Annotated in this window: 23 protein-coding genes; 14 read left to right on the top strand and 9 right to left on the bottom strand. The window is 73.1% G+C overall.

The features are described from left to right. Nucleotides 1-37: 37 nt before the first annotated feature. Nucleotides 38-283: a hypothetical protein gene (locus tag ACSNN8_RS29470; protein WP_436653116.1), complete on the bottom strand. Its 246-nt coding sequence runs from the start codon at nt 281-283 to the stop codon at nt 38-40. A gap of 36 nt (nt 284-319) precedes the next feature. After that, nucleotides 320-1,315, bottom strand: coding sequence for an SDR family oxidoreductase (locus tag ACSNN8_RS29465; RefSeq protein ID WP_436653114.1), 996 nt, complete (start codon nt 1,313-1,315; stop codon nt 320-322). A gap of 130 nt (nt 1,316-1,445) precedes the next feature. Here ACSNN8_RS29465 and ACSNN8_RS29460 point away from each other — a divergent pair, with 130 nt between their 5' ends. The 3 genes from ACSNN8_RS29460 to ACSNN8_RS29450 all read left to right on the top strand — a co-directional run bounded on the left by ACSNN8_RS29460 (nt 1,446) and on the right by ACSNN8_RS29450 (nt 4,515). Beyond that, nucleotides 1,446-2,366, top strand: a complete 921-nt coding sequence (locus ACSNN8_RS29460; protein WP_436653112.1) for a GlxA family transcriptional regulator — start codon at nt 1,446-1,448, stop codon at nt 2,364-2,366. A gap of 63 nt (nt 2,367-2,429) precedes the next feature. After that, nucleotides 2,430-3,425 (top strand): type I glyceraldehyde-3-phosphate dehydrogenase, encoded by a 996-nt coding sequence (gene gap / locus ACSNN8_RS29455; protein WP_436653110.1) that lies wholly within the window; start codon nt 2,430-2,432, stop codon nt 3,423-3,425. Nucleotides 3,426-4,092: 667 nt separating this feature from the next. After that, nucleotides 4,093-4,515, top strand: coding sequence for an ASCH domain-containing protein (locus ACSNN8_RS29450; RefSeq protein WP_436655449.1), 423 nt, complete (start codon nt 4,093-4,095; stop codon nt 4,513-4,515). A 143-nt stretch (nt 4,516-4,658) separates the two neighbouring features. Here the strand turns inward: ACSNN8_RS29450 and ACSNN8_RS29445 are convergent, their stop codons facing one another. After that, on the bottom strand, nt 4,659-5,156 hold the full coding sequence (locus ACSNN8_RS29445) for a hypothetical protein (protein WP_436653109.1): 498 nt from the start codon (nt 5,154-5,156) through the stop codon (nt 4,659-4,661). A 98-nt stretch (nt 5,157-5,254) separates the two neighbouring features. On the opposite strand from ACSNN8_RS29445, the gene ACSNN8_RS29440 reads away from it, so the two are divergent. Continuing rightward, nucleotides 5,255-6,931: an aminotransferase class V-fold PLP-dependent enzyme gene (locus ACSNN8_RS29440; protein WP_436653107.1), complete on the top strand. Its 1,677-nt coding sequence runs from the start codon at nt 5,255-5,257 to the stop codon at nt 6,929-6,931. Between the two features lie 107 nt (nt 6,932-7,038). Then, nucleotides 7,039-7,929 (top strand): dioxygenase family protein, encoded by an 891-nt coding sequence (locus ACSNN8_RS29435; protein WP_436653106.1) that lies wholly within the window; start codon nt 7,039-7,041, stop codon nt 7,927-7,929. A 7-nt stretch (nt 7,930-7,936) separates the two neighbouring features. Here ACSNN8_RS29435 and ACSNN8_RS29430 read toward each other — a convergent pair whose 3' ends face one another. Next, on the bottom strand, nt 7,937-8,500 hold the full coding sequence (locus tag ACSNN8_RS29430; protein ID WP_436653105.1) for a hemerythrin domain-containing protein: 564 nt from the start codon (nt 8,498-8,500) through the stop codon (nt 7,937-7,939). Between the two features lie 316 nt (nt 8,501-8,816). Beyond that, nucleotides 8,817-9,257, bottom strand: coding sequence for a hypothetical protein (locus ACSNN8_RS29425; RefSeq protein ID WP_436653104.1), 441 nt, complete (start codon nt 9,255-9,257; stop codon nt 8,817-8,819). Nucleotides 9,258-9,378: 121 nt separating this feature from the next. Between ACSNN8_RS29425 and ACSNN8_RS29420 the strand changes: the two genes are divergently transcribed. Further along, a complete protein-coding gene (locus tag ACSNN8_RS29420) occupies nt 9,379-10,551 on the top strand; it encodes a sensor histidine kinase (protein WP_436653102.1) in 1,173 nt (390 codons plus the stop codon). Further along, nucleotides 10,548-11,216, top strand: a complete 669-nt coding sequence (locus ACSNN8_RS29415) for a response regulator (RefSeq protein WP_436653100.1) — start codon at nt 10,548-10,550, stop codon at nt 11,214-11,216. The genes ACSNN8_RS29420 and ACSNN8_RS29415 overlap by 4 nt, the downstream gene beginning before the upstream one ends. Before the next feature lie 11 nt (nt 11,217-11,227). Here ACSNN8_RS29415 and ACSNN8_RS29410 read toward each other — a convergent pair whose 3' ends face one another. Both ACSNN8_RS29410 and ACSNN8_RS29405 read right to left on the bottom strand, forming a co-directional pair. Further along, complete coding sequence (locus ACSNN8_RS29410; RefSeq protein WP_436653098.1) at nt 11,228-12,586, bottom strand: aminotransferase class V-fold PLP-dependent enzyme; 1,359 nt, start codon at nt 12,584-12,586, stop codon at nt 11,228-11,230. Next, a complete protein-coding gene (locus ACSNN8_RS29405; RefSeq protein WP_436653096.1) occupies nt 12,579-14,156 on the bottom strand; it encodes an ATP-binding cassette domain-containing protein in 1,578 nt (525 codons plus the stop codon). Before ACSNN8_RS29405 ends, ACSNN8_RS29410 begins: the two co-directional genes overlap by 8 nt. 240 nt (nt 14,157-14,396) lie before the next feature. Between ACSNN8_RS29405 and ACSNN8_RS29400 the strand changes: the two genes are divergently transcribed. The 5 genes from ACSNN8_RS29400 to ACSNN8_RS29380 all read left to right on the top strand — a co-directional run bounded on the left by ACSNN8_RS29400 (nt 14,397) and on the right by ACSNN8_RS29380 (nt 22,237). Then, a complete protein-coding gene (locus ACSNN8_RS29400; protein WP_436653094.1) occupies nt 14,397-16,025 on the top strand; it encodes a flavin-containing monooxygenase in 1,629 nt (542 codons plus the stop codon). Nucleotides 16,026-16,042: 17 nt separating this feature from the next. After that, nucleotides 16,043-16,993: an alpha/beta hydrolase gene (locus ACSNN8_RS29395; protein ID WP_436653092.1), complete on the top strand. Its 951-nt coding sequence runs from the start codon at nt 16,043-16,045 to the stop codon at nt 16,991-16,993. A 2,219-nt stretch (nt 16,994-19,212) separates the two neighbouring features. Next, on the top strand, nt 19,213-19,785 hold the full coding sequence (locus ACSNN8_RS29390; RefSeq protein WP_436653090.1) for an ArsR/SmtB family transcription factor: 573 nt from the start codon (nt 19,213-19,215) through the stop codon (nt 19,783-19,785). Then, complete coding sequence (locus ACSNN8_RS29385; RefSeq protein WP_436653089.1) at nt 19,782-21,050, top strand: MFS transporter; 1,269 nt, start codon at nt 19,782-19,784, stop codon at nt 21,048-21,050. Before ACSNN8_RS29390 ends, ACSNN8_RS29385 begins: the two co-directional genes overlap by 4 nt. Then, the gene (locus ACSNN8_RS29380) at nt 21,047-22,237 is read left to right on the top strand and encodes a cysteine desulfurase-like protein (protein ID WP_436653087.1); all 1,191 of its coding nucleotides are present in this window, start codon (nt 21,047-21,049) and stop codon (nt 22,235-22,237) included. The genes ACSNN8_RS29385 and ACSNN8_RS29380 overlap by 4 nt, the downstream gene beginning before the upstream one ends. Here the strand turns inward: ACSNN8_RS29380 and ACSNN8_RS29375 are convergent. Both ACSNN8_RS29375 and ACSNN8_RS29370 read right to left on the bottom strand, forming a co-directional pair. After that, the gene (locus ACSNN8_RS29375) at nt 22,189-22,830 is read right to left on the bottom strand and encodes a hypothetical protein (RefSeq protein WP_436653085.1); all 642 of its coding nucleotides are present in this window, start codon (nt 22,828-22,830) and stop codon (nt 22,189-22,191) included. The genes ACSNN8_RS29380 and ACSNN8_RS29375 overlap by 49 nt on opposite strands. Then, the gene (locus tag ACSNN8_RS29370) at nt 22,827-23,456 is read right to left on the bottom strand and encodes an FMN-dependent NADH-azoreductase (RefSeq protein WP_436653083.1); all 630 of its coding nucleotides are present in this window, start codon (nt 23,454-23,456) and stop codon (nt 22,827-22,829) included. Before ACSNN8_RS29370 ends, ACSNN8_RS29375 begins: the two co-directional genes overlap by 4 nt. Nucleotides 23,457-23,540: 84 nt before the next feature. Between ACSNN8_RS29370 and ACSNN8_RS29365 the strand changes: the two genes are divergently transcribed. Both ACSNN8_RS29365 and ACSNN8_RS29360 read left to right on the top strand, forming a co-directional pair. Then, entirely contained in the window at nt 23,541-23,987 is a 447-nt protein-coding gene (locus ACSNN8_RS29365; RefSeq protein WP_436653082.1) for a MarR family winged helix-turn-helix transcriptional regulator, read from the top strand. A gap of 9 nt (nt 23,988-23,996) precedes the next feature. Next, entirely contained in the window at nt 23,997-24,482 is a 486-nt protein-coding gene (locus tag ACSNN8_RS29360) for a hypothetical protein (RefSeq protein WP_436653081.1), read from the top strand.

Raw genomic sequence — 24,482 nt, 5'->3', positions numbered from 1 at the left:
GGACGGCCGTGCGAGGGGCTCCGCGCCGCGGGGCCCCTCAGTCGTCGTCGCGCTCGAGCCGGGACGGCCGGCGCCGGCGCAGCCTCGGCAGGCGCTTGCCCAGCAGCAGATAGGCCGCGTACGCCACGGCGGCCACCGCGACGGGCACGCCGCGCCAGCCGTCGTGCAGCACCAGCGGCGGAGCGGTCGAGATCAGCGCCATCGCCAGCACCAGCCGGTGCGTCGGCAGCCGGCCGGGGCCGCGCCCCGGCCGTCGCACTGCCGGCCCTGTTCTGTTGCCCACCGAGGTCAGGTTAGCCCCCGGATCTTCGGCTGCCGGTCAGCCCCTCCGGCGGCCCAGCGCCACGGCGCCGGCGGCGGCCACCGCCGCGGCGCCCGCGAGCGCCACCCGGTGCATCGACGCCCACGACCAGGCGTCGCGGGACTTGGCCCGGTCGTCGAACATGCCGTGCGCGCCGCGGTCGGCGTCGTCGTCCTGCGGCTCGAACACGTTGCTGCCGTGGCGCGGGCCGTCGGAGTCGCTGAGCTGGCCCTCGACCACCTTGCGGGCCAGGTACCAGTCCATGAACCCGGGCGCCACCCGGTTGCCGAGGATCGTCTTCGCCGTCGAAAACCCCACCCACAGGTTGCGGCGCGGGTGGTCGGCCAGGAACCGGATGGCGCGGGCGGCGACCTCGGGCTGGAAGATCGGGGCGACCGGCTGCGGGTGCTGCTCGAACTCGCTGGCGTTCCAGTCGAACTGCACAGTGTTGACGCCGGGCAGCTGCACCATGCTCACCCGTACCCGGCTCCCGGAGTGCTTGAGCTCGGCGATCACGCTCTCCGTGAACCCCTTGATCGCGTGCTTGGCGCCGCAGTACGCGCTCTGCAGCGGGATGCCGCGGAACGCCAGCGCGCTGCCCACCTGCACGATCACGCCGCGGTCGCGGGGCCGCATCTTCTCCAGCGCCACCCGGGTGCCGTGCACCTGGCCGTAGTAGGTGACGTCGGTGATCCGCCGGTACTCGTCGGCGGGGATGTCCCAGAAGTAGCGCAGGTCGCCGGAGAACGCGTCGTTGACCCACAGGTCGATCGGGCCCAGCTCGCGCTCGATCCGGTCGGCCGCCTCGCGCACCTGGTCGAGGTCGGCCACGTCGGTCGCGACGCCCAGCCCGCGTCCGCCGGCCGCCTCCACGTCCTCGACGGCCCCCTTCAGGCCGGCCTCCCCGCGGGCCAGCACGGCGACGTCCCAGCCGTGCGCGGCCAGTTCCCGCACGACGGCCCGGCCGATGCCGGCGGTCCCCCCGGTGACCACGGCGATGCGGCGCTCTGTCACGGCGTTCCTCCTCGTTGCCACGTCATACCAGGAAGGCAGTTACCCCGGGTCACCGCCGGGAATCCCGCCGCCGCCGACATTGATGCTTACCCTTGGTGCCGTGCCGCCGCCTCGCCTCCACCGTGTCGCCGTGCTCGTGCTCGAGGGCGCCAAGCCGCTCGACGTGGGCATCCCGGCCCAGGTCTTCACGACGCGGGCCAGCATGCCGTACGAGGTGCGGGTCTGCGGCGCCGCGCCGGGGCTCGTGACCGGCGGCGACGGGCTGTCCTACCACGTGGCCGACGGCCTGGACGCGCTCGACTGGGCCGACATCGTGTTCCTGCCCGGCTACCGCTTCCCCGACCGCGAGGACCCGCCGCCCACGGTCGTCGCCCGCCTGGTCGAGGCGCACGAGCGGGGCGCGCGGCTCGCGGCCATCTCCACCGGCGCGTTCGCGCTCGCGGCCACCGGGCTGCTCGACGGCAAGCGCGCCACCACCCACTGGCACTACACCCGGCAGCTGGCGCTCAAGCATCCCCGCGTCCAGGTCGACGAGAACGTGCTGTTCGTCGACGAGGGCAGCGTGCTGACCTCGGCCGGCGCAGCGTCCGGCATCGACCTGTGCCTGCACATTCTGCGCGGCGACCTCGGCATCGCCGCGTCCAACCACGCGGCCCGCCGGCTCGTGGCGGCGCCCTACCGCAGCGGCGGCCAGGCCCAGTACGTGCCCCGCAGCGTGCCGGAGCCGCTGGGCGCGCGCTTCGCGGCCACCCGCGAGTGGGCGCTGCACCGGCTCGACAAGCCGCTCACCCTCGAGATCCTCGCCCGGCACGCGGCCGTCTCGCCCCGCACGTTCTCCCGCCGTTTCGCCGAGGACACCGGCCACACGCCGATGCAGTGGGTGATGCGGGCCCGCATCGACCTGGCCCGCGAGCTGCTCGAGCGGTCCGCGCTGTCGGTGGAGCAGATCGCCGCGCGGGTCGGGCTCGGCACGGGCGCGAACCTGCGCCTGCACTTCCAGCGCATCCTGGGCACGACGCCGAGCCAGTACCGCCGGACGTTCGTGGCGTGATCCTTGTGAACGGTGGCGCGCCCGCCACTGTTTCGCCGCCGCCGTCGACGCGAGCCTGGAGGCATGACTCGCATCGCCATCAACGGATTCGGCCGCATCGGACGCAACGTGCTGCGGGCTCTGCTCGAGCGCGACAGCAAGCTGGAGGTCGTCGCCGTCAACGACCTCACCGGGCCGGCCACCCTCGCCCGCCTGCTCGCCTTCGACACCGCCGCGGGCCGCCTCGGCCGCCCCGTGAGCGTCGAGGGCGACGACCTGCTCGTGGACGGCCACCGCATCAAGGTGCTCTCGTCGCCCGACCCGGCCGCGCTGCCGTGGCGCGAGCTCGGCGTCGAGATCGTGCTCGAGGCCACCGGCCGGCTCACCGCCGCGGCCAAGGCCCGCGCCCACCTCGAGGCCGGCGCGCGCAAGGTGCTCGTGGGCGCCCCCTCGGACGGCGCCGACGCGACGCTCGCCTACGGCGTCAACCATGCCGCGTACGACCCCGCGGCGCACACCGTCGTCTCGAACGCCTCCTGCACGACCAACGCGCTGGCCCCGCTCGCCTCGGTGCTCGACGACCTCGCCGGCATCGAGCACGGCTTCATGACGACGGTGCACGCCTACACCCAGGAGCAGAACCTGCAGGACGGCCCGCACCGCGACCCCCGCCGGGCGCGCGCCGCCGCCGTCAACATCGTGCCCACCACCACCGGCGCCGCCAAGGCGATCGGCCAGGTGCTGCCCCGCCTCGACGGCAAGCTGTCCGGCGACTCGATCCGCGTGCCCGTCCCGGTCGGCTCGCTGGTCGAGCTCAACACCGTCGTCGCGCGCGACGTCACCCGCGACGAGGTCCTGGCCGCCTACCGCGCCGCCGCCTCGGGCCCGCTGGCCGGCATCCTCGAGTACTCCGAGGACCCGCTGGTGTCGTCGGACATCGTCGGCAACCCGGCGTCGTCCATCTTCGACTCGGCGCTCACCCGCGTCGACGGCCGCCACGTCAAGGTGGTCGCCTGGTACGACAACGAGTGGGGCTTCTCGCACCGCGTCATCGACACGCTCGAGCTGCTGGCCGCCTGACTGCTAGGAAGGGGGCATGCCGTTCACTGTGGTTCTGCTCCCCAGCCCGTTCCTCGGCCCGGCCGTGTGGGAGCCGGTCGCCCGGGCCCTGCGCGACGACGTCGGCTGTGCGGTGACGGTGCCCGCGCCACCCGACCCCGCGGCGGCCGACCCGGCCGTGGTGCTCGCCCGGTTCGAGGAGCAACTGCCGGACGGTGACCTGCTGCTCGTGCCGCACAGCAACGCCGGGCTGTACGTGCCGGCGATCAGCGTGCGACGCCCGGTGCGCGGCGCCGTGTTCGTGGACGCGGTGCTGCCGCCGGGCCGCGGCTCCGTGCCGGTCGCGCCGGACGGGCTGCGGGAGGCGCTGCGCGAGTCGGTGGACGCGGACGGGAAGCTGCCGCCGTGGACGCAGTGGTGGCCCGAGGAGGACGTGGCCGGGCTGTTCCCGGACGACCACGTCCGCGCGCTCGTGGCGGCGGAGCAGCGCCGCGTGCCGTTCGCCTATCTGAGCGCGCGGGTCGAGGCGCCCGACGGCTGGGACGCGCTTCCCGCGGCGTACCTGTCCTTCGGCGACACCTACGCCGAGGAGCGCGCGGACGCGGCGGCCCGCGGCTGGCCGGTCAGCGTGCTGGCCGGCGACCACCTGCACATGCTGCACGCCCCGGCGGCAGTGGCGGCCGAGGTGATGCGCCTGGCGGTCCCGGACCTGCCGTCGTTCGAGTTCGCCTTTCCCGGCGCGCTGCGCGACAAGCTGGTCGCGGCCGTCCTCGACGGCACCAAGACCACCACCACCGGGCTGCTCCAGGACTACGAGATCGACGGCGAGCCGCTGCCCGTCGCGGGCGCGCGGGCGGCTGTGATCGACTCCGCCGGCCGTCCGGTCGCGGTCATCGAGATCACCGAGGTGCGGGTGTGCCGGCTCGCCGACGTCGACCTCGGCCACGCCCGCGCCGAGGGCGAGGGCCACGACTCGCTCGCGGCCTGGCGGGCCGCGCACGAGGAGTTCTGGCACGGGCCGGACCATCGAGGATGGCTGGGCGACCCGGGGTTCACCGTGGACGACGACACCCAGGTGGTGCTGCAGCGGTTTCGCAGGGTGCCCGCGTGACGCTCACGCTGATACGCCGTTCACCCGTGGGTGCGGGCGCATGGGGCCGCGGGTGCCGGAGAGACCGCGATGGCGGCCGTGGTCTCCCCGGCAGGTTCGGCGGCGACCACGCGAGCCCGCTGCCCGGCTGAACGGCGGCGGAATCAGCGCGGCGGCCCGGTCCGGGGTGCCGCGATCGCCCGCGCGCCGGCGGGCTGCGCGCCGGGCATCCGGCGCGGCGCCCGGCGGAAGCCGTCGCCGCCCAGCCGGGCCGCCGCGAGCTCGGCAGCGTCCATCGTGGGCGCCTGCTCGCCGGTCGCCCGGCTGGCCAGCGACGGATGCTGCTTCTCCCATTCGTCGCGGACCTTCGCCGGCAGGTGCAGATGCCGCCAGATCCGGCGCAGCACACCCGGGTTCAGCAGGTCGTTGATCTCACAGCAGTCGGCGGCCTGGCACAGTACGGTCTGATAGGCCTGGCGCACCTGGGCCGGATCCTCCAGGTCGAGGATGCGGCGGCTGCGGTGCCCGGGGGCCATGCGCCGGGGCAGCTCGAGCTGCCCGACGCTGTGACCGTGCAGGTCGTCGAGACTGTCCGGAACGCTGGGTGCCCGGTTGGCGGGGCCGCGGTTCTGGCGGCCGTCACGGGCGGCGACGTACGGCATGAGCCCAGGCTAGGCTCGCCCGGGTGCCGTGGTCACCGGTTGAGCGGGACAGGTTGTCAGGGTGCCAAAAGTGCTGTGAGGGAACCATGGACACACCGATGTTGCAGAGGTTGCGGGACGGCTCGATCGGCGCGGGGGTGGTGCTCGACGGGCCGTACGGGCCGCGCCGCGTGACCTACGCCGACCAGACCGCGTCCGGGCAGGCGCTGGACTTCGTCGAGGACTACATCCGCCGGACGGTGCTGACCGGCTACGCCAACACGCACACCGAGGCCTCGGCCACCGGCGCGCGCACCGGCGCGCTGCGCGAACAGGCCCGCGCGACGATCCACCGGGCGGTCGGCGGCGGCCCGGACGACGTGGTGCTGTTCTGCGGCTCCGGCTCCACCGCGGCGGTCAACAAGCTCGTCGCGCTGCTCGGTCTGCGCGTTCCCGAGAACCTCGACGACCGGTACGCGCTGACACAGCGCATCCCCGCCGCCGAGCGCCCGGTCGTGTTCGTCGGCCCCTACGAGCACCACTCCAACGTGCTGCCCTGGCGCGAGTCGATCGCCGACGTGGTGGAGATCGGCAGCGACGGCCGCGGGCACCCCGACCTCGACGACCTCGCCGCGGCCCTCCGGGCGTACGCCGGAAGGCCCTTGAAGATCGGCAGTTTCAGCGCCGCCTCGAACGTCACGGGCCTGCTCACCGACGTGGCGGCGATCTCGGCGCTGCTGCGCGAGCACGGCGCGCTGTCGCTCTGGGACTACGCGGCCGGCGGCCCGTACCTGCCGATCAGCATGGCCGGCAAGGACGCGGTCTTCCTGTCGCCGCACAAGTTCCCCGGCGGCCCGCAGACCCCCGGCGTGCTGGTCGTCGGCCGGCGCCTGCTGGTCAACCGGGTGCCCACCGTGCCCGGCGGCGGCACCGTGGCGTTCGTCGACCCCGACAGCCACCGCTACCTCGACGACCCGGTCGCCCGCGAGGAGGGCGGCACCCCCGCGATCGTCGAGTCGATCCGCGCCGGGCTGGTGTTCGCGGTGAAGGAGGCGGTCGGCGCCGACGTGATCGCCGCCCGCGAGCACCGGCTGTGGCAGCGCGCCCGCGACCGCTGGGCCGCCGACGACCGCATCGAGATCCTCGGCGATCTCGACGCGCCGCGCCTGCCGATCGTGTCGTTCCAGATCCGCGCCGGCGCGCGGCACCTGCACCACAACTTCGTGGTGACGCTGCTCAACGACCTGTTCGGCATCCAGGCGCGCGGCGGCTGTTCCTGCGCCGGCCCGTACGGGCATCGCCTGCTCGGCATCGGCGCCGAGCTCTCGCACCGCTTCGAGCACGAGATCGAGGCCGGCTGGGAGGGCGTCAAGCCCGGCTGGGCGCGGCTGAACTTCGCCTACTTCCTCAGCGACACGGCAGCCGATTACCTGCTCGACGCCGTCAGCCTGATCGCCGCCCACGGCGCCCGCCTGCTGCCCGACTACCGTTTCCACCCGCGTACGGGCCAGTGGCGCCACGTCGCCGCCGACCGCACCCTGCCCGCCCTGTCCGACCTGCGCCTGCACCCCGACGGCTCCGTGACCCAGCCCCCGCCACCCGCCACGGCCGGCGAGGGCGCCCTGCCCGGCTACCTGTCCGAGGCCCGGTCCCTCCTGGCGTCGCGCCCCGACCCGATCGACGGCGCGGGGGCGGGGCTGCCCGCCGCCTTCGAGAAGCTCCGCTGGTTCCTGCTGCCCGACGAGTGCCTGCAGGGCTGGCTCCCCGACCTCGGCGACGGCATGCCCGACCTCTGACCGATCCGCCCCCCATGTCGGGTGAGCGAACGAATGGTTGACGAAACAAGTTTCCGGCGTATCGTGGGAGGTGCTTGAGGCTTCAACTAAACGCCGGGAGTATCGACATGACCAGCACCACTGCGGTGGCGGACGCCCGCATTCCGGCCGCGCACCCGTTCGCGGCGCACCTGCGCAAGGTGGCGGCCGAGGAGCCGCACCGCGAGTGGACGCCCGCCGACGGGCCGCTGCCCAGCCTCTACGTCAGCCACGGCGGCGGGCCGATGCCGTTCGAGAACCCGCAATGGCTCGACCCGCTGCGCTCCTGGGCCCGGTCGCTGCCCAAGCCCCGCGCCGTCCTCGTGGTCAGCGCCCACTGGGAGTCGGCGCCGCTGGCGATCAGCGCCACCCGGCCCGACGAGCTGGTCTACGACTTCGGCGGGTTCGACCCGCTGTACTACACGTTCCGCTACGACACCCCGGATTCCGGCGAGCTCGCCCGGCAGGTCACGGCGATGATGCCGGACGCCGAGCGGGTGCACGAGCACGGCCGGCGCGGGCTCGACCACGGCGCCTGGGTGCCGCTGAAGATCATGTACCCGGCGGCGGACGTGCCGGTGCTCCAGCTCAGCCTGCCCACCGAGGACCCGGACCGGCTGCTCGCCCTCGGCGCCCGCCTGCGGCCGCTGCGCGAGCAGGGCGTCCTGGTCGTCGGCTCCGGCCACATGACCCACGGGCTGCCGTTCCTCACCCGCGAGATGTTCACGCACAACCGGGTGCCCGGCTGGTCCGCCGAGTTCGACGCGTGGGCGGCGGAGGCGCTCGACCGTGGCGACGTGGCGGAGCTGGCGCGCTTCCGCAGCGCCGCCCCGGGCATGCCGTTCTCCCACCCCACGGTCGAGCACTTCACGCCGCTGTTCGTCACGCTGGGCGCGGCCACCGACCCGGCCGCCCCGGTGCTCACGAAGCTGGACGGCTACTCGGTCGGCCTGTCGCGCCGCTCGTTCCAGGCGGCCTGAGCCCGCGCTACTTGGTGGCGCGGCCGGTGAGCTTGTCGCGCAGCCGGTCGACCAGGCCGACGCCGGGGCCGACGAGCTTGTGGAACAGCTCGTTGTTGGGGGCGCTCGGGTGCGGGCGGGTCGGGGCCAGCTTCTTGGCGGTCTCGACCTTGCCGGCCAGCTCGACCAGCTCCTCGCGCGGGATGACGCGGCGCAGCTCGGGGAACTGGTCGTTCTCCTCGTCCTGCACGTGGTCGGCCAGGATGGTCTCGAGCTTGCGCAGCGCCTCGTCGAACTCGGGGCTGCTGACGTCGACGTCCTCGAGGCGCTTCATGGCCTCCTCGAGCTCCTTGTGCTCCTCGACGTCGTGCTCGACCGCCTTCTCGCCGTCCGGCAGGTACTTCTTCATGGCCGGGTAGACGTACATCTCCTCGGCGACCGCGTGGCGCACCAGCTCGCTGATGGCGGTGTCGGTCAGGTCGCGGCGGATCATCGGGTCGCGGATCGTCCAGATCTCGCCGATCAGCGCGGTGACGTCGCGGTGGTCGCTGGTCAGGACGTCGACGACGTCCCCGGTGGCAGGGCTGGTCATCCTCGGCTCCTTCTGCATAGGTGGGCGGCGGCCCAGTACCCGGCCGCCGCCGAACTATGCAGGCAGTCCGAGGCCGCCCTTCGCCGCGCAGTACGCGCCGGAGCCCACCCGCGGCGCGTGCTCGCGGTGGTCCCGGCGCCCTTCTCGTCGGAGCGCCACGTGATCCGACGTCGTGTCCGGCCCGGGCCGGCGCCACCGCGATGGCCTCCCCGATGCCCGAGTCCGAGCCGGTCACCACGGCAACCCGGTCATAGTTCTCATATCTCGGCGGCATGACGCCCGGGTACCCCCGAGACCCGGGCGTCGTACGTGCCGGCTACACGCTCATCACGGGGATGGCGCAGGTGGCGTCCGGGTTCAGGTACACCCGGGCGAAGACGCCCCGGTTGGTGTTCACGGAGTACTGCGTCGTGCCCCACGGCGAACCCGTGTCGCCGGTGGCGCCGACGTCGCGCAGCGAGCCGGTCGTGCCGCCCCAGACCTGCACCCGCGTGTTGCCGCCGCTGTTCTTGCGGATGTAGACGCCCAGCTGCGACGGCTTGAAGGACGGCTGCGTGCTCCAGGAGACGCGGTGGATCACGTACTTCGAGGACGCTTCGTCGGTGTAGCGGATGAAGGCGGTGAACAGGAACAGCCGGCCGGCCACCGTGCAGTGCCCGTGCAGCGGGAACGGTGGCGCGGGCGCCGCGTGCGCCGGCGGGGCGAACCCCAGCACGGTCGCGAGGATCAGGACGGGTACGAGCAGAAGTCGTCTCATGCTGCCGACTATCGAGCAGTGTCGCTGCCGTGTCGTGGTGCGCCGGGATGAAGACTCCTGCGGTACGCGGCTGCACCGCTCGGTTGACGACAGCGGCGCCGGCCGAGGCTATGGTGCGCCGATGGGGTGGCGTGCCGTCCGGTGGCCGCAGGGGGTGGACGCCCTGCTGGCGTGCGGGCTCGCGGCGGTCGGCGTCCTGCAGGGGCTGGACGACGCGACGGGCCGGTGGCGGCCGTTCGACCTCACCGCCGTGCTGCTCACCGCGCTCGCCACTTTGCCCACCGCGGTACGCCGGCGCGCGCCCGTCGCCGTCCTGCTGGTCTGCTGCTCCTTCTGGATCGGGCAGATCGCGCTCGGCTACAGCCCGGTCGTCACCACGTACGGCCCGCTGCTGGCCCTGTTCACCGTGGCCGCGACCCAGCCGCGGTGGCTCGCGGTCTGTTCCTGCGCCCTGGGCAGCGGCATCTGGATCGTCAGCGGCCTCGCCACCCACTTCGCCTCGCCGGCCGGTGTGGTGCTGACCGGGCTGGCCGTGCCCGCCGTGGTCGGCATGGTCGGCGACGGCGCCAAGCAGCTGGCGCTCGCCAACGCGCGGCTGGCCCGCGACCGCGAGGAACGGGCCCGCCGGGCGGTCACCGCGGAACGCCTGCGCATCGCCCGCGAACTGCACGACGTGGTCGCCCACCACATGTCCGTGGTGTCGGTGCAGGCCGGTCTGGCGCGGTACGTGCTGCGCGCCGACCCCGCCACGGCCGAGACCGCACTGAGCACCGTGCTGACCACCAGCGCCGAGGCGCTCGACGAGATGCGCCGCGTGCTGGCCCTGCTGCGCGCCGGCGAGGGCGACGACCCGGCCGCCGACGACCCCGCGCCCGGGCTGCCCGGCATCCTGGCGCTGGCGCAGCGGGTCCGCGCCGCCGGGGTGCCCGTCGAGGTCGAGGTCGCCGGCGAGCCGCGCCCGCTGCCGTCCGGCATGGACCTGTGCGTGCACCGGATCGTGCAGGAGAGCCTCACCAACGTGCTCAAGCACGCGGCCCCCGCCACCGCGTCGATCACGTTGCGCTACGGCGACGCCGAGCTCACCGCGACCGTCCGTGACGACGGTGCGCGGGCCCCGGCTGCCGCGGCCGGGGGGCGTACGGGGCAGGGACTGATCGGCATGAGGGAACGGGCCTTGCTCTACGGCGGTACGCTCGCCGCTGCGCCACGGCCCGGGGGAGGGTTCGAGGTCCGGCTCGTCCTGCCACTGCCCGCAGCGCCCGCGCGCGAGGAGGGAGACGACCCCGCCGCATGATCAGCGTGCTCGTCGTCGACGACCAGGTGCTCGTCCGTGCCGGTCTCGCCGCCCTGATCCGCGCGGCGCCGGGCTTCGAGGTCGTCGGGGAGGCCGTCGACGGCGAGGAGGCGGTCGAGCTCGCGGTCCGGCTGCGGCCGCGGGTCGTGCTCATGGACATCCGCATGCCCGGCGTCGACGGCACCGAGGCGACGGCCCGCATCCTCGCCCGGTGCCGCCCGTCGCCGCCGCGCGTGCTCGTGCTGACCACCTTCGACCTGGACGAGTACATCTACGCCGCGCTGCGTGCCGGGGCGAGCGGCTTCCTGCTCAAGGAGACCGAGCCCGAACGCCTGCTGGCCGCGATCCGGACCGTCGCCGAGGATGACACGCTGCTCGCCCCCGCCGTCACCCGCCGTCTGGTCGAGGCGTTCGTGCCCCCGGCCCGCCCGGGACGCGCCCTGCCCGCGCTGTCCCCGCTGACCGCCCGCGAGACCGAGATCCTCCGCCTGGTCGGCACCGGCCGCTCCAACGCCGCGATCGCCGCCGCCCTGGTCGTCAGCGAGGCCACCGTGAAGACCCACCTCACCCGGCTGATGTCCAAACTCGACCTGTCCAGCCGCGCCCAGGTGGTGGTCACCGCGTACGAGACCGGGCTGATCACGCCGGGCCGCCGCGAGGCCTGAGCGCCGGCCGGTCAGCAGCGCACCCTCGGGGCCAGCCCGGTGGTGTCGGCCCGCCGGTCGCGGTAGGTCGCGGTGAGGAAGTCGAGCAGCCGGTGCACGTCGCCGTGGGTGGAGGCCACCCCGAACGACACGCGGATCGCGCCGCCGCTGGGCAGCCCGATCCGCTCCAGGTACTCGTCGATCGTGCGCAGCCCCCAGCGCGACGAGCCGCGCAGCTGCCCCCGGCCGATCGCGAAGGCCCCCTCGCCGGCGCCCGGGTTGCAGAAGCAGCCGGTCCGCAGGCTCACCCCGCCGGCCGCGGCCTCCGCCGCCACCAGGCGCTCGTCGACGATGCGGCCGTCCGGGGCGAGCAGGTTGAACGCGATCGTGCCACCCCGGTCGCGGGTGCCGGCCGGGCCGTAGACGCGCACCATCGGGGTGCCGTTGCCGTGCCGCATCGCGGCGAGCCGGTCCAGCAGCAGGCCGGTCAGCTCGCCCACCCGGGAGCGGACCCGCTCCCGGCCGATCTTCGTCAGCCACTCCAGGCCGAACTCGACGTCCGGGATGCTCAGGAAGTTGAGCGTGCCGTCCTCGAACGCGGTCTCGTCCGGGGCGAGCTGGTGCCATTCCGTGCCCACGCTCACCGCGGCGATCGTGCCGCCGGCGAACCACGGCCGGCGCAGCCGCGCCAGCGCCTCGCGGCGGGCGACCAGGCTGCCCACGCCGGTCGGGTAGCCGAGCACCTTGTACCAGCTGATCGGCACGAAGTCGGGTGTGACCGCGGACAGGTCCAGGTCGTTGACGCTCAGGTACGCGGCGACGTCGAGCAGCACGTCGTACCCCGCCCGCCGGGCCCGGTCCACCCAGCGCAGCGGATGCCGGACGCCGGTGAAGTTGCTCTGCGCCGGAAACGCGAACAACCCGCGCCCGCGCAGCGCGGTCCCGATCGAGGCATCGGGGATGCGCAGCTCGGGCGGGGTCAACGGCACGTAGCGCCGGCGGGCGCGGGCCCGGCGGGCGAACTCCCGGATCCCGTTCACCGAGTTGTGGTTGTCGGACGTCATCACCAGGCCGCGGCGGCGCCCGAACGGGTACGCCTCCCCGACCAGCCGGCACGCGCCGGTCGCGTTCGCCGTGAAGATCACCGCGTACTCGTCCGGGTCGGCGTTGAGGAACCGCAGCACCGCCCGGCGCGCCGACTCGACCAGCTCGGTGCTGGCCACCGACGCCGGGTTCTCCGAGTGCGGGTTGCCGTAGGCGCGGCCCGCCAGCCGCTCGCGGTGGGCGTGCAGCTGCGCTTGCGCGTACACGCCGGCGCCGGTGTAGTCCAGGTAGACCTCGTCGCCCAGGTGGGCGTACTCGGTGGCGCGCAGGTCGTCGAGCTCAGGCACGGCGGCGCAGCACCCCCCACGTCGCGGCCAGGAAGACCGCGGTCATCCCGCCGAGGATCAGCCAGTCGACCAACACCGGGCGCGAGAAGCTGTCGCCGTACGTCGCCAGCAGCGGCGGCCCCAGCGGCGAGCCCCCGTCGCGCCACAGCGCCTCCAGCCCGGTGCTGTGGCCCAGGGCCTCGAACGACCACCGGTTCGACATCGCGTAGCTCATCCACCGGCCGACCGCGGCCATCTGCGGCACCGGCAGGATCGCGCCGACGAACAGCACCTGCGGGAAGCAGAGCATCGGCAGCAGCAGGCCGGCCTGCGCCACGTCGGACACGCTCGCCGAGCAGAGCAGGCCGAGCGCCAGGGCGCAGGCCGACGCGAGCAAGGTGGTCACATACACCGCGCCGAAGTCCGCAGCGGCCAGCGCCGGCAACCGGTCCAGCGCGCGCAGCACGCCCAGCAGGAGCAGGTCGACCACGGCGAGCAGCGGCAGCAGCAGGATCACCTTCGCCGCCAGGTAGGGCCCGAGCCGCAGCCCCGCGAACACCTCCCGGCGCAGGATCGCCAGCTCGGTGCAGATCTGCAGCAACCCGTAGGTCAGCCCGAAGAAGAACACCCCGAAGGCGATCCAGAACAGGATCATCACGGTGGTCGACGGGTCCGGCCGCTCGAACGCCCCGGCCTTGAACAGCATCAGGAACATCGCCAGGATCGCCAGCGGCGACCCGGCGAGGATGGCCAGGGTCAGCCGGTTGGCCACCAGGACGGCCAGGTTGCGCCGGGTGAGCAGCAGCGTCTGGCGGGGTGCGGGCCGGCGCGCCGGCGTGGTCGCGCCGCCGGGCAGCCCGGTGCCACCGGCGTCGTGCTCGAAGGTCGGGGCCCCGTCGAGCCGTCCGTAGATGCCGGCGATGTCGTCAGCGCCGAAGTGGGCGGCGGTGTCCCGGGCCGGGCCCGCGTAGACCAGGCGCCCACCCGGCGCGAGCACCACCGCGGTGTCGCACCGCTGCACGTCGGCCGGGTTGTGCGTGGTCAGCACCACCGGCACCCCGTCGGCCGCGAGCCGGCGCAGCAGCGCGAGCAGGTCCGCCGCGGACGCCGGGTCCAGCCCGGAGGTCGGCTCGTCGAGGAACAGCGCGGACGGCCGGGCCAGCAGCTCCACCGCGATGCTGGCCCGCTTGCGCTCGCCGCCGCTGAGCGAGCCGACCGGGGTGTCCGCGCGGCCGGTGAGCCGCAGGACCTCGAGGACCTCGTCGACGCGCTGTTCCGGCGCGCCGCGCAGCCGGGCGGCGTACCGCAGCGTCCGGGCCAGCGGCAGCTGCTGGTGGATGATGTCGTCCTGCGGGACGTACCCGATCGGGCCGGGCGTCCCCGAGAAGAGCACCTCGCCCTCGGCCGGCGGGCGCACCCCGGCCAGCGCCTCCAGCAGCGTGGTCTTGCCGGCGCCGCTCGCGCCGATCACCGCCACCAGCTCGCCGGCCCGCACGGTGAGGGAGACGTCGTCGAGCGTGCGGCGGCCGCCGCGCACCACCTGACCGAGCCCGACGGCCCGCAGCGAGCGTGGTTCGTTGATGACGGGCACGGACCGAACCGTACCTATGCCACTCAAGCGCGTGAATGCCCTTGATCTCCGCCGCAGGTGGGGCCGCATTCGTCGGGTCTTTCGCAGCGAGAACGAAACATCGCCGAAACATTGACCCAATGCAGAATGCATTCTACGGTGTGGGCTACGTCACGAACCGGTCACCGTTGGTGACGTCCCTCCGGTCGAGCCGCAGCCTCCGAGCCGGCGACCGCCTCCGATCCGCTCAGGAGTACGCCCATGTCCGTACCCGCACAGCAATCCGATCGCACCGTCCCGCCGAGCGTGGACGCCGTCATCGTCGGCGCCGGCTTCTCCGGGATGTACCTGCTGCACAAGCTGCGCCTGCAGGGCCTGACCGCCGTCGTGTTCGAGGCCGGCACCGGCGTCGGCGGCACCTGGTACTGGAACCGCTACCCGGGCGCCCGCGTCGACGTCGAGAGCCTCGCCTACTCGTACTCCTTCTCCGAAGACCTCGAGCAGGAGTACCCCTGGCAGAAGCGCTACCCCACGCAGCCCGAGATCCTCAAGTACGCCAACCACGTCGCCGACCGCTTCGACCTGCGCAAGGACATCGTCTTCCGCACGCGCGTCTCCGGCGCGACGTGGAACGAGGACGACCGTACGTGGCTGGTCCGCACCGAGCACGAGGACGCGGTCACGGCCCGGTTCCTCATCATGGCGACCGGCTGCCTGTCCGCGCCGAAGCTGCCCGAGATCCCCGGCATCGAGACGTTCAAGGGCACCTCGTACCAGACCTCGCGCTGGCCGCACGAGCAGGTCGACTTCACCGGGCTGCGGGTCGGGATCATCGGTACGGGCTCCTCCGGCGTGCAGTCGATCCCGGTGATCGCCGAGCAGGCCGCGGAGCTGACCGTCTTCCAGCGCACCCCCTCGTACTCGCTGCCGGCCCGCAACCGCCCGCTGCGCGACGACGAGGTCGCCGAGATGCGCGCCAACTACCGCGCGTACCGGCAGCAGCAGAAGGAGTCCGGCGCGGGCGTGCCCGTCGTCGTCCCGACCAAGTCGGCGCTCGAGGTGTCCGACGCCGAGCGCGACAAGACGTTCGAGGAGGCGTGGGAGAGCGGCAGCCTGGTCAACCTGCTGTCCACGTACACCGACCTGGCCACCAGCCAGGAGGCCAACGACACCTGCAAGCGGTGGATCCACCGCAAGATCCACGAGATCGTGCGGGACGAGCAGACCGCCGACGACCTGTGCCCGGAGTACCCGTTCGGCACCAAGCGGCCCTGCCTCGACACCGGCTACTTCGAGACGTTCAACAAGCCGGACGTGCACCTGGTGAACCTGCAGCGCACCCCGCTGGTCGAGGTCACGGAGAAGGGCATCCGCACCGCGGAGCGGGAGTACGAGTTCGACGTCATCGTCTACGCGACCGGCTTCGACGCGATGACCGGCGCGCTGACCAACGTCGACATCCGCGGGCGCGACGGGCTGTCGCTCAAGGAGACGTGGAGCGCCGGACCGCGTACGTACCTCGGCATCGGCTCGGCCGGCTTCCCCAACCTGTTCATGATCACCGGTCCGGGCAGCCCGTCCGTGCTGTCCAACATGATCGTGTCGATCGAGCAGCACGTCGACTGGGTCGCCGACGCCATCGCCCACCTCGACCACCGGGGCCTGCGCACCATCGAGCCCACGCCGGCCGCCCAGGACGAATGGGTCGACCACGTGAACCTGCTCGCGAGCTACACCCTCTATCCGCGAGCCAACTCCTGGTACATGGGCGCGAACGTGCCCGGCAAGACCCGCGTCTTCATGCCGTACTGCGGCGGCGTGGGGGAGTACCGCAAGAAGTGCGACGACGTGGCCGCGAAGGGCTACGAGGGCTTCTCAGTGGCTGCCTAACTATCGTGGAGGTACGGATGTCCCGCCGTGAACTGATCGACCCCGAGGTACGCGTCCCGCTCGACCAGCTGCTCGAGGCCATGCCGGGCGGCTTCAACGCGGTCCCCGACATCGTGCAGCGCCGCGCGACCGTCGAGGCCATGCTCAGCGGCATCGAGGTGCCCGACAACCCCAACGTCCGCAAACAGGACCGCACGGTTCCCGGCCCCGAGGGCGAGCCGGACATCACCGTACGGATCTACCGCCCTGTGAATGCCACCGGCACGCTGCCCGGCATCTTCTACATCCACGGCGGCGGCATGATCCTCGGCAGCGTCGAAGGCGAAGACGCCAACGCCACCCTGCTGTGCGACCAGGTCGGCGCGCTCGTGGTGTCCGTCGAGTACCGCCTGTCGCCCGAGCACCCGCACCCCGCCCCGGTCGAGGACTGCTACGCGGGGCTGGTCTGGACGGCGAAGAACGCCAGCGAGCTCGGCTTCGACCCGGACCGCCTGGCCATCTACGGAGCCAGCGCGGGCGGCGGCCTGACCATCGCCACCGCCCTGCTGGCCCGCGACCGCGGCGGCCCGGCGCTGAAGTACATGATGCCGATCTACCCGATGATCGACGACACCAACACGACGCCGTCCAGCTCCGAGATCGTCGACATCGGCATCTGGGACCGGGCCGGCAACCTCGAGGCGTGGGCCTGGTACCTGGGCGGCAAGCCCGCCGACCAGTACGCCGCCCCGACGCGCGCCACGGACCTCTCCGGCCTCCCACCGGCGTTCATCGACGTCGGCACCGTGGACCTCTTCCGCGACGAGGACATCGCTTTCGCCCAGCGCCTCATGGCGGCGGGGGTTCCTACCGAGCTGCATGTGCATCCCGGTAGCTATCACGCTGCTGAGACGTTCGCCGCTGAGGCTGCGTTGTCGAAGCGGATCTGGGGCTTGCGGCTGGATGCCCTTCGGCGGGCTCTCGCCTGAGTCATTGCCCCGGGGGTCTCTCGGCTCCCGGGGCCGCCTTGCGCTTGGGACGGTCAGTGGGTGGGTTCGCTTGCGCTGGGACGGTCAGGGGGTGGGCTTCCTTGCGCTGGGACAGTTAGTGGGTGGGTTTGCTTGCGCTGGGACGGTTAGTGGGTGGGCTTGCTTGCGCTGGGACGGTCAGGGGGCGGGTGACCACTGACGGCGGTGGGGCGTCTTATTGCCGTCAGTGGTCACCCGCCCCCTGACCTTGCATGGTGGTCCGTCACCGTGGGGTGGTGGTTGCTCGCTGCTGGGTGCCTGGCTGAGGCGGCGGTCCCCTTGCGGTGGGTGGTCTGGCTGCCGCGCTGTGGTTCCGGTGGGAGAGACAGGTCGGGCAGGCCGAGCTAAGTAGGTGGCTGAGGTGACGAACCTCGCCGGTCACGGTCGGCGCTGCGCGCCTGGTGGGGGGTCGGCCTTCAGACCGCGGTGAGCAGCCATCCGGCTCGCCACTTGCGACCATCGGCGCGTTGGCCCCTGTCAGCGAACCGCTCGCCGTTCCAGCTGCGGCCCCAGCAGCCACGGCAGCCTGCCGCCACAGTGATGCCCGAGCGGCTGGCCGTAGCCGAAGAACCAACCGCCAGCCGCAGCCCGGCGGCCAGCCGTACCCGGTCGCAGCACTCAGCGCAGTGCCGCCGGCAGGCGCCGCGCAGCCCCGGCCGTAGTTGCAGCCCCGGCCGTAGTTGCAGCCCCGGCCGTAGTTGCAGCCCTGGCCATAGTTCCAGCCCCGGCCATAGTTGCAGCCCCGGCCGCCGCTGGCGCGGCCTACCGTCAGCCGCAGGCCTAGCCACTATCCGTGACTGCTGCCGACGCTACAGCCGCGAAGTGCGGCCTCAGCCATAGCGCTTCAGTCGCCAGCCCACCCTTCAGCTCATCACCGGTGCAACTTCAGCCACCAGCCCCATCCCAGCCCAGATTCAGCTCAACCCCAGCGCAGCTCCAGTCCCTAGCCCCACCTCAGTCTCGCCTCCAGCGCGACTCCAGCCGCACCCCATCCCAGCTGAGTTCGCCTCTACCCCAGCGCAGTCTCAGTCCTCAGCCTCAGCGCAGCCGCCAGTGCAGCTTCAGTCAGTAGCCCGATCCCACTCGAGTCCAGCCCGGTCCCAGTAGAGCCAGCCGGATTCCAGTAGCCAGCCGGATCCCAATAGAGCCAGCCGGATCCCAGTAGAGCCAGCCGGATCCCAGTAGAGCCAGCCGGATCCCAGTAGAGCCAGCCGGATCTCAGTCGAGCCAGCCGGATCTCAGTCGAGCCAGCCGGATCTCAGTCGAGCCAGCCGGATCTCAGTCGAGCCAGCCGGATCTCAGTCAAGCCAGCCGGATCCCAGTCGAGCCAGCCGGCTCCCAGCGCAGTTCAGCTGCCAATCCCACCCCTCAGCCGCGCCGCCAGTGCAACTTCAGTCGCCAGCCGCGCCCTCAGCCTCGCCGCAAGTGCAACTTCAGCCGCCAGCTTCATCTCAGCCCGAGTCCAGCCCGACCCAGCGCAGTTCCAGTCGCTAGCCCCGCCGTCAGCGCAACCTCAGCGATCGGCCCATCCCAGCCGGGTCTAGCCTCAGCCCCACCCTGTGCAGTTTCAGCCGCCGCTCGCAGCTGCCTCCGCAGTCGTCACCGCAGCCCTACCGCACGCAACTTCGGCCGGGAGCCGCCAACCGCTACCCAAAGGTCGCCTTCGCGGCGACCAGCCGCTGGCCGTCAGCAGCGTCCCGGCCGTCAGCAGCACCCGGCCGCCAGCAGCGTCCCGGCCGCCAGCAGCGTCCCGGCCGCCAGCAGCGCCCGGCCGCCAGCAGCACCTGGCCGTTAGAGGCGCCCCGGCCGCGAGCAGCACCCCCGGCCGCAAGGCAGCTCCCCGGCCGCGAGCAGCACCCCCGGCCGCGAGCAGCGCCCCGGCCGCGAGCAGCACCCCCCGGCCGCGAGCAGCGTCCCGGCCGCGAGCAGCGCCCCGGCCGCAAGGTAGCTCCCGGTGCAAGCCGGCGTCCGCGATCCTGGCTCAGTGTCCGGCCGCTGCCCCGGCAACTTTCTCCGCCAGCCGTAGCCCCCAGCCGCCAGGCGCCAGGCGCCAGCGCCGCACTACGTGCCCGCAGTTTGCCGCTCCGACCGCTGAAACTCGGCACGGCTTAAGTCCCTTATACCGACCAATTGCACAATGACTCTTGCGCAACAGATCTTGTGCATGTGAGGGTGCGGTTATGACGGCGGATGAAGTGCGCAAGGTCAGTGACTCTCGGGTGTTGGCTGCGATGGCGCATCCGTTGCGGCGGCGGCTGATGGATGTGTTGAAGGTGCATGGGCCGGCCACGGCCAGTGTGCTGGCGGGCGCCACGGGGCAGGCGATCGGGAACGTGAGCCACCACCTGCGGGTGCTGGGGGAGTGCGGGCTCATCGAGGAAGCGCCCGAGTTGGCGCGGGATCGGCGGGAACGGTGGTGGCGGCTCGTCTCGCGGGGGGTGCGGTGGTCCACGAGCGACTTCCAGGACGACCCGGCGACGGCGGCGGTGGCGGACGCGGCTCAGTCGTTGAACCTCGACCACCAGGTGGGGCAGGTCCGGGGGTGGTTCGCGGCGAGCGACGACGACAAGGAGCGCTGGCGGGACTGCACGTTCGCGATGGACCAGTGGCTGCACCTGACGCCGGAGGAGCTGCGGGAGCTGGGGGAGGAGATCAACGAGCTGCTGGAGCGGTGGCGGCGTAGGCAGGCGCCGGATGCGGGCGGACGTCAACCGGTGTTCGTGTTCGCCTACGGCGTGCCGGGCAAGCCGTGACTGCGCCGGTAGCGGAAGGGGCACGGCTCGCCGGGCACCGGGACTTCCGGCTGTTCTGGGCGGGTCAGACCACGAGCAAGTTCGGCAGTGCGATCACCGCGGTCGCGCTGCCGCTGGTGGCGGTCGGCACGCTGGACGCCTCGACGCTGGAGGTCGCTCTGCTGCAGGCCGCCGTCTGGCTGCCGTGGCTGCTGATCGGCCTGCCCGTGGGCGTCTGGGTCGACCGGCTCCCGCGCCGCCCGGTGATGGTCACCTGCAACGTGGCGGCTCTGCTGCTGTTCACGAGCGTGCCGGTGGCAGCCTGGCTCGACGCCCTCACGATCGGGCACCTGCTCACGGTGGCGTTGCTGGCCGGCGCGGCGTCGGTGTTCTTCGAGACGGCGTACCAGGTCTATCTGCCGTCGCTGCTCGGCCCGGACCGGCTGGCCGAGGGCAACGCCAAGCTGCACGGCAGCGAGGCGACCGCCCAGGTCGCCGGCCCGGGCGTGGGCGGCCTCATCGCCCAGCTGGCCGGCGCGGTCTTCGGCCTGCTCGCCGACGCGGCCACGTTCCTGATCTCCACCGTCTGCCTGCTCGCCATGCGTCACCGCGAACCACGCCGGCCCGCGCGCAGCCCGCGCCGGGCCCTGCTGACGGAGATCACCGAGGGGCTGCGATTCCTGGCACGCGACCCGTACCTGCGGGTCCTGGCCGCCTTCGGCGCCGCGGCGAACCTCACGCTGACGGGCTACCAGTCGATCCTTGTCGTGTTCCTGGTGCGGGAGAACGGCGTCCAGCCCGGCACGGTCGGCGTCGTCGTCGCCGTCATGAGCGGCGGAGGGGTCCTCGGCGCCCTGATCGCCACCAGGGTGGCCCGGCGTTTCGGCACGGCTCGCGGGATGCTGCTGTGCCAGCTCGGCGCGGCCCCGTTCGCCCTGCTTATCCCGCTCGCGGGCGCGGGCCTGCGGCTCGCTGCGGTCATGGTGGGAGGCATGGCAGTCGGCATGGGGGTGGTCGCGGGCAACATCATCAAGGACAGCTTCCGCCAGACCTACACGCCCCACCACCTCCTCGGCCGGGTCGTGACGGGCATGCACCTGATCAACTACGGCACGATCCCGGTGGGCGCCTTCCTCGGCGGGCTGCTCGGCACCGTTCTGGGCCTGCGTCCCACCGTCTGGGTCATGACCGTCGCGTTCGTCCTCTCCACCGGCATCCTCCTTCTCGGCCCGATCAAGGGCCACCGGGAGCTTCCGCACGCGGCGGCTTCTAGGCTCGGGGCATGAGCCTCGACGTCGCCCGGATCCGGTCCGCCTATCCCGCCCTTGCCGAGGGCTTCGTGCAGTTCGACGGGGCCGGCGGCACCCAGCCGGCCGAACCGGTCATCGCGGCGATCGCCGGGGCGATGCGGACGGCGGTGTCCAACCGCGGGAGTGCGCACGAGCCTGCGCGCCGGTCCGGGGAGATCGTGGCGGCGGCGCGGTCGGCGGTGGCGGACCTGGTGGGCGGCGTGCCGGAGGGGGTGGCGTTCGGGCCGAGCGCGACGGCGCTGACCTACCTGGTGGCGCGGACGCTGTCGCGGGGGTGGGGGCCGGGGGACGAGGTGGTGGTGTCGCGGCTCGACCACGACGCCAACGTGCGGCCGTGGGTGCAGGTGGCGGAGGCGGCGGGGGCGAGCGTCCGGTGGGCGGAGGCCGACCTGGCGACCGGGGAGCTTCCGGTGGAGCAGTACCGCGAGCTGGTCGGGCCCCGTACGCGTCTGGTGGCGGTGACCGCGGCCAGCAACGCGATCGGCACCGTGCCGGCGGTGCGCGAGATCGCGGACGTCGCGCACGCGGCGGGCGCCCAGGTGTACGTGGACGGGGTGCACGCGACTGCGCACCGGCCCACCGACGTGGCGGCGCTGGGCGCGGACTTCTACGTGACCAGCGCGTACAAATGGTCGGGTCCGCACTACGCCGCGGTGGTGGCCGACCCGGCCGTGTGGGAGCCGCTGCACCCGGCGAAGCTGGTGCCGTCGCCGGCCGGGGCGCCCGACCGGTTCGAGTTCGGCACGCTGAGCTTCGAGTTGCTGGCGGGCATCACCGCGGCGGTCGACTTCCTGGCGGGGCTGTCCGGCGCTGACGGCTCCCGTCGCGGCCGCCTGCTGGCGAGCATGACGGCGGCCGCGGACTACGAGAGCCGGCTGGCCGCCCAGCTGCTGACGGGGCTGTCGGCGCTGGACGGCGTGACGGTGCTGCCCGCGGGCGGCGACCGGTGTCCGACGATCTCGTTCCGGGTCGACGGGCAGGACCCGGCCGAGACCGCGCGGCGGCTGGGGGAGCAGGGCATCTGCGTCTCGCACGGCGACTACTACGCCGCGGAGTACTTCGAGGCGGCGGGGCTGCGCGCCACCGGCGGGGCGGTGCGCGCCAGCCTCTACCACTACAACACCGCGGACGAGGTGGACCGCCTGCTCGAGGCGCTGAAGTAGGGCAGACGGACGGCGAGCACAGCGGTGGCCACGGCGAACGCGAACCCCGCGAGAGGCTGCGCGACCTCCACCGTCTGGCCCGCCAGCACGAAGACCGGAATCAGCACCGCGTACGCGACCCCGGGCCACCGCAGCCGGGGGTCGCTGCGCGCGATCGCCGTCCCCAGCACCACCGCGGCCACCATGAGCAGGAACGAGGCGGACAGCGCGGTGGCGAACAGCGCCGGGCCGTACGCCGTGTCGTCGTTGAGGGCGGCCATGCCGGGCACGCCGGCCAGGTGCGCGCGGCCGATGCCCGGCTGCACGAAGGCGGCGCTGCCGAACGCGGACGCCAGGAAGACGTTCGCGACCGTGGTCAGCACCAGGCCGACGACCGCGCCGCGGCGGTACCCGAGGTGGACGGTCACCGCCGCGGCGCCGAGGATGGCCAGCGCGGCGCCGAACACGCTGCCGCCGAGATGGCTCAGCAGGAACACGTCCGTGGTCACGTAGCGGGCGTACGCGTCGAAGTCGTCCACCGGCGGCTGGTGCGTGAGCGTGCCGAGCCCGAGCAGGACGCCGTACGCCGGCAGCGCCCACAGCCCGGCCCTCACAGGAACACCTTGGCAAGGTCGCGGGCCTGCGCGTGGGCGAGGCGGCGGCCCGCGTCGGCGTCGGCGGTCGCGAGGTTCGGCCGGAAGTGCACGGTCCGGATGTCGTCCACGCCGGCCCAGCGCAGCCAGTCCTCCACGTACGGCGCCTGGAAGTCGGATCCGAACGCCGGGCCGCGACCGGGGCCGTAGACCGCACTGGTGTAGATGACCGCGGCGCGCTTGCCGCGCAGCAGACCGCGGTAGCCCTGCTCGGGGTCGAAGCCGAACACCATGCCCGGCTGGCTCACGACGTCGATGAACTGCTTGAGGACGTACGGGATCCCGGCGTTCCACATGGGCACGCTGAACACGTAGCGGTCCGCGGCGTCGAACCGGCGGAACGTGCGGATCGCGGCGTTCCACGCGTCCGCGGCGGCGCCCTGCGGTTCCTCGCCGGCGAAGACGGCCATCTTGGCGGCCGCGGCGTCGGGCCCGAACGCGGGCAGGGTGCCGTCCCACAGGTCGTACTCCTCGACGGGTGTTTCCGGGGAGACCTCGCGGAGCGTGTCGAGGAAGGTGCGGGCGATCGCGAGCGACTCCGAGCGCGGGCCGCGGGGCGAGGCGGAGATGTGCAGTACCTGGTTCACGGCGACTCCTTCGTTGATTTGCGTGCGCACGCACATTCTTACGCCGATGCGTGCGCACGCACAAGAGTTGGGTAGGGTCGGGTGATGAGCGACACCGACGTGGCCGCCTGGGCCGCCCTGCTGCGCGTGCACGCCGCCCTGGTCCCGCGCATGGACCGCGAGTTGCAGGCGCGCTGCGGCCTGCCGCTGACCTGGTACGACGTGCTGCTCGAGCTGAACTCCGCGCCCGGCCGGCGGCTCAGCATGGGCGAGCTGGGCGAGGCGGCGGTGGTCAGCCGCACGCGGGTCAGCCGGGTGGTCGACCAGCTCGTCGCCGCCGGCCTGGTGAGCCGCGAGTCCAACCCCGACGACAAGCGTTCCGCGTACGCGGTCATCACCGACGCCGGCCGCAAACGCCTGCGCGCGGCCGCGCCCGTCTACCTCGACGCGATCCAGCGGCTCTTCACCGCCCGCATGACGGCCGCCGAGTCCCGTTCCGTCGCCGCGGCGCTGGAGAAGGTGCTCGCCGCCCTCCCACCTGCGCAGGGGTAGCGTGACGCTGTGGCGGCGAACGGCGATGAGGCACAGCAGAGCGTGAGCGACCGCGTCGTGGCGGACTTCGGCGACGGGTACGAGGTGGAGGCGATCGCCGCGCGGTACGGCCTCACCGTCGACGAGGTCTTTGCCGTGGTGCGGCTCGAGCTCGGCGGCGCCCAGGCGTCCGGCCCCGGGCTGCCTGCCGCGCCGGTGTGGCCGCCGCCCGCCTACGCGCCGCCCGCCGCGGATCCCTATTCGCCGCCTGCTGCGGGTCCTTATGCGCCGCCGGGGCCGTATCCGGCGCCGCCCGCCTATGCGCCGGCGGCTCCCGAGTACTACGCGCCGCCGCCCGCGTACGGGGCTTCGGGGTGGGAGGACGAGGTCACGGACGACGACGTCATCGTGGCCGAGTACGGCGAGGGGTACGACGTCGAGGCGATCGCGCGCAAGCACGGCATCGGGGTGGAGCGGGTCTACGAGGTGGTGCGGCGGGTGCTGGGGGAGGGGTGA

Source organism: Actinoplanes sp. URMC 104, from assembly GCF_051386375.1.
Classification (GTDB): domain Bacteria; phylum Actinomycetota; class Actinomycetes; order Mycobacteriales; family Micromonosporaceae; genus Actinoplanes.
The sequence above is the reverse complement of the archived record's forward strand: the minus strand, read 5'-3'. Positions and strand labels throughout refer to the sequence as shown.

What these genes read in the sequence shown, in the direction of transcription:
- ACSNN8_RS29430 (WP_436653105.1), bottom strand. Translation starts at nt 8,500, where the DNA reads ATGACCAGCCCTGCCACCGGGGACGTCGTCGACGTCCTGACCAGCGAC.
- ACSNN8_RS29420 (WP_436653102.1), top strand. Translation starts at nt 9,379, where the DNA reads ATGGGGTGGCGTGCCGTCCGGTGGCCGCAGGGGGTGGACGCCCTGCTG.
- ACSNN8_RS29445 (WP_436653109.1), bottom strand. Translation starts at nt 5,156, where the DNA reads ATGCCGTACGTCGCCGCCCGTGACGGCCGCCAGAACCGCGGCCCCGCC.
- ACSNN8_RS29365 (WP_436653082.1), top strand. Translation starts at nt 23,541, where the DNA reads ATGAGCGACACCGACGTGGCCGCCTGGGCCGCCCTGCTGCGCGTGCAC.
- ACSNN8_RS29450 (WP_436655449.1), top strand. Translation starts at nt 4,093, where the DNA reads ATGCGCCTGGCGGTCCCGGACCTGCCGTCGTTCGAGTTCGCCTTTCCC.
- ACSNN8_RS29440 (WP_436653107.1), top strand. Translation starts at nt 5,255, where the DNA reads ATGTTGCAGAGGTTGCGGGACGGCTCGATCGGCGCGGGGGTGGTGCTC.
- ACSNN8_RS29380 (WP_436653087.1), top strand. Translation starts at nt 21,047, where the DNA reads ATGAGCCTCGACGTCGCCCGGATCCGGTCCGCCTATCCCGCCCTTGCC.
- ACSNN8_RS29415 (WP_436653100.1), top strand. Translation starts at nt 10,548, where the DNA reads ATGATCAGCGTGCTCGTCGTCGACGACCAGGTGCTCGTCCGTGCCGGT.
- ACSNN8_RS29395 (WP_436653092.1), top strand. Translation starts at nt 16,043, where the DNA reads ATGTCCCGCCGTGAACTGATCGACCCCGAGGTACGCGTCCCGCTCGAC.
- ACSNN8_RS29435 (WP_436653106.1), top strand. Translation starts at nt 7,039, where the DNA reads ATGACCAGCACCACTGCGGTGGCGGACGCCCGCATTCCGGCCGCGCAC.
- gap (WP_436653110.1), top strand. Translation starts at nt 2,430, where the DNA reads ATGACTCGCATCGCCATCAACGGATTCGGCCGCATCGGACGCAACGTG.
- ACSNN8_RS29400 (WP_436653094.1), top strand. Translation starts at nt 14,397, where the DNA reads ATGTCCGTACCCGCACAGCAATCCGATCGCACCGTCCCGCCGAGCGTG.
- ACSNN8_RS29390 (WP_436653090.1), top strand. Translation starts at nt 19,213, where the DNA reads ATGACGGCGGATGAAGTGCGCAAGGTCAGTGACTCTCGGGTGTTGGCT.
- ACSNN8_RS29425 (WP_436653104.1), bottom strand. Translation starts at nt 9,257, where the DNA reads ATGAGACGACTTCTGCTCGTACCCGTCCTGATCCTCGCGACCGTGCTG.